General features: G+C 68.4%; 5 protein-coding genes. 3 read left to right on the top strand and 2 right to left on the bottom strand.

Annotated features, from left to right (window positions below; genetic code table 11):
- Together AC1DZ6_RS21520 and AC1DZ6_RS21515 are read left to right on the top strand one after the other, a co-directional pair.
- The coding region (locus AC1DZ6_RS21520; RefSeq protein ID WP_477099171.1) for a diguanylate cyclase domain-containing protein at nucleotides 1-230 on the top strand (230 nt) is incomplete at its 5' end.
- A 100-nt stretch (nucleotides 231-330) separates the two neighbouring features.
- Complete coding sequence (locus tag AC1DZ6_RS21515) at nucleotides 331-1137, top strand: enoyl-CoA hydratase/isomerase (RefSeq protein WP_477099170.1); 807 nt, start codon at nucleotides 331-333, stop codon at nucleotides 1135-1137.
- Between the two features lie 33 nt (nucleotides 1138-1170).
- Here the strand turns inward: AC1DZ6_RS21515 and AC1DZ6_RS21510 are convergent, their stop codons facing one another.
- Nucleotides 1171-1620 carry a type II toxin-antitoxin system RatA family toxin gene (locus AC1DZ6_RS21510; RefSeq protein ID WP_477099169.1) on the bottom strand — a complete coding sequence of 150 codons (450 nt, stop codon included), beginning with the start codon at nucleotides 1618-1620 and terminating at the stop codon, nucleotides 1171-1173.
- 2 nt (nucleotides 1621-1622) lie between these two features.
- Complete coding sequence (gene lipA, locus AC1DZ6_RS21505; protein ID WP_477099168.1) at nucleotides 1623-2600, bottom strand: lipoyl synthase; 978 nt, start codon at nucleotides 2598-2600, stop codon at nucleotides 1623-1625.
- Nucleotides 2601-2728: 128 nt separating this feature from the next.
- Between lipA and AC1DZ6_RS21500 the strand changes: the two genes are divergently transcribed.
- The coding region (locus AC1DZ6_RS21500) for an alpha/beta hydrolase (protein ID WP_477099167.1) at nucleotides 2729-3531 on the top strand (803 nt) is incomplete at its 3' end.

Here is a 3531-nt window from a genome sequence, read left to right as displayed (position 1 = left end):
CCCTGGAAGAGATCCGCGTCGAGGTGTCCTCGCGCATGCTCAAGCGTCGTTCGACCAACGAGGACCTGGGCGCGATCACCATCTCGTCGGGCTTCGCCGAGCGTCGTCCGGGCGAGACCGGCCATTCGGTCATGGAACGGGCCGACGCGGCGCTCTACACCTCCAAGCGCGGCGGCCGTAACCGCGTCAGCGCCGCCGAGACCAAGCTGGACTCCGCCAACGCGGCCTGACCTTGAGAGCCCCAAGCGGGGCGTCTCAGATTTTTCTGGTCTTCCCCAAGGTTAGTCGCGCCTAGAGTCAGGCAAGAGCGACAAGCCTTGGGAGGACGCCATGACCTACGAGAAGATCCGGCTCGAGGCCGCCGACGGCCTGGCCGTCATCACCCTCTCCGATCCCGCAACCCTCAACGCCGCCAGCCTGGAAATGGCCCGCGAACTGGCCCACGCCTTCGGCTCGGTGGCTGCCGGCAAGGTCGAGGCGCGCGCCGTGATCCTGACCGGCGAAGGCCGCGGCTTCTGCTCGGGCGCCAACCTCTCGGGCGGCGGCGGTCCAGCCAACCGCGAGGCCGATGTCGACGGCAAGCCGGACGCCGGCTCGGCCCTGGAAAGCACCTACAACCCGCTAGTCAGCCTGCTGCGCGACTTCCCGCTGCCGATCGTCACCGCGATCAACGGACCGGCCGCCGGCGTCGGCTGCTCGATCGCCCTGCTGGGCGACATCGTGGTGRCCGCCGAGAGCGCCTATTTCCTGCAGGCCTTCCGCCGCATCGGCCTGGTGCCGGACGGCGGCTCGACCTACCTGCTGCCGCGCCTGGTCGGCAAGGCGCGGGCCATGGAGATGATGCTGCTGGGCGACAAGATTCCGGCCGCCACCGCCCTGTCCTGGGGTCTGATCAATCGCTGCGTGCCCGACGCCGAGCTGCTGCCGACCGCCACGGCCATCGCCAGGGAACTGGCCTCGGGTCCCGCGGCCCTGTCGACGATCCGCAAGCTGGTCTGGAACAGCCTGGACGCCGACTGGGTCGGCCAGCTCAACGCCGAGCGCCACGCCCAGAAGGCGGCCGGCAAGACCGACGACTTCATCGAGGGCGTCAGCGCGTTCCTTCAGAAGCGCCCGGCGGCGTTCAAGGGGCGCTAAACGGGGACATGCCCTCGCGGCGTGTCCCCGGCTTTACTTCACCCCGTAGATCGTCCGGGCGCGGTCCTCGAAACAGCCGATCAGCGTGTTGGCCGCCCGATCCACGTTGGCGGCCAACATGGCGTCGAGGATCTTGGACTTGAACGCGAAGTCGATGACGAACTCCACGGTCGTTCCAGACTCATGCGGGGTGAAGCGCCACTGGTTCGATAGCCGCTTGAACGGCCCGTAGAGCAGGCTGACGTCCACGCTCAGAGCCGCCGCGTCGCGCCGGACCCGGGTGGCGAACTTCTCGCGCAGGAACGAGAACCCGACCTGCGCCTCGGCGTCCACGGTCGAGACCTGGGCGTCGGCGCGGCCGTTCCAGGTGCGCATGGCGGTGATCCACGGCACGAACTGCGGATAGGCCTCCACATCCCCGACCAGCGTGAACAGCTGCTCGGGCGCATAGGGCAGCACCCGGGTGACGACGTGACGATGCAAGCCTAGGCGCTCTTGAGGTCCAGCGCCCGGCGCGCGGCCTGCAGCTTGGCGAAGTCCTCGCCGGCGTGATGCGACGAGCGGGTCAGCGGGCTGGCCGAGACCATCAGGAAGCCCTTGGCCCGGGCGATCGCCTCATAGGCCTTGAACTCCTCGGGGGTCACGAAGCGGTCGATCGGCGCGTGTTTGCGGGTCGGCTGCAGGTACTGGCCGATGGTGATGAAGTCGACACCGGCCGAGCGCATGTCGTCCATCACCTGCATGACCTCTTCCTTGGCTTCGCCCAGGCCGACCATCAGGCCAGACTTGGTGAACTGGGTTGGGTCGCGCTCCTTGACCCGCTCCAGCAGGCGCAGGGAATTGTAGTAACGGGCGCCGGGACGGATCTTCAAATAGAGCCGCGGCACGGTTTCCAGATTGTGGTTGAAGACGTCCGGACGGGCGTCGATGACCACGTTCTCGGCCCGATCCTTGCGCAGGAAGTCGGGGGTCAGGATCTCGATGGTCGTTCCCGGCGCCGCCGCGCGGATGGCCAGGACCACCTCGGCGAAGTGCTGGGCGCCGCCGTCGGCCAGATCGTCACGATCGACCGAGGTGATCACCACGTGCTTGAGGCCCATCTTGGCGACGGCCTCGGCCACGCGGCGCGGCTCGTCGGCGTCCAGGGCGTTGGGCAGGCCGGTCGAGACGTTGCAGAAGGCGCAGGCCCGGGTGCAGATCTCACCCATGATCATCATGGTCGCGTGCTTCTGGCTCCAGCACTCGCCGATGTTCGGACAGGCCGCTTCCTCGCAGACCGTGGTCAGCTTGTGCTCGCGCACAATGCTTTTGGTCTCGTTGTATTGGCCCGAGCCGGGGGCGCGAACCCGCAGCCAATCGGGCTTGCGCAGCACCGCCGTATCAGGACGGTTCTGCTTTTCGGGGTGGCGAACAGCGCGATCCACGGGAGCGCGGGGGTTCAGCGTGTCGATCAGGGTGACCATAAAGGCCTAGATCGGCCTTCCTGGCCTCCAGATCAAGCTTGTGTTCTTGCATCAAGCGCAAAGGCGCGAAATGAGTGCCAGGAATGCGTCGCCGACTCCCTGTTGCAGCCTGGGCTTGCCTCCTGGCCTTGCCGCTCGTCTCCTGTGGCGACGACAGCGCCCGTGCGCCTTTCGCCGAGAGCCGCACGCCCCCTTCCCTGGATGTCCGGTTCCACCCGCCGGCGGGCTGGGCCTGGGGCTATGTGAAGGTCGGCGATGACCTGGTGCAGCGCTACGGCGTCTCCGCACCACACGGCGCGCCGAGAGGCCAGGTCCTCATCCTGCCGGCTTACGGCGAGTCCGCCGAGGGCTGGTTCGAGACCGCCCGCGACCTCAACGACCGGGACTACATCGTCTGGATCCTGGAACGTCAGGGCCAGGGCGGGTCGGAGCGGGCCACGCCGTGGCGCGACCTGGGCCATGCCGCCAGCTTCGCCCCCGACGTCACGGCGACCAAGGCCATGGTCAAGGCGGTGATCCGCCCGCCGCAGGGCGGCGTCGGCGGCCACGACCCGTTCGTGATCCTCGGCGCCGGCGACGGCGGCTTGGTCGCGCTGCGCGCTCTGGAGGAAGGGCTGCAGGCCGACACCGTGATCCTCTCGTCCCCCAATTTCGACGTCGCCGGTCCCCCTAGGGCCAAGGGCGAATTGATCCGCATCGCCCGCTGGGCGCGGGGCCTGAAGCTGGGCTTCGTGCGCTATCCCGGACAAGCGGGCTGGAAACGCGAGGGGCAGGACGGCTTCGACGCCAGACTCACCCACGACCGAGCCCGCGGCGGCGTTCAGCAGGCCTGGCAACTGGCCAATCCCGACCTGCGGATGGGCACGCCCAGCCTGGCCTGGTACGCGGCCTTCTACGACGCCGTGGACGCGACGGGGCGCGACCTGAAGCG

Source organism: Caulobacter sp. P1_B12_2, assembly GCF_056406675.1.
The sequence above is the reverse complement of the archived record's forward strand: the minus strand, read 5'-3'. Positions and strand labels throughout refer to the sequence as shown.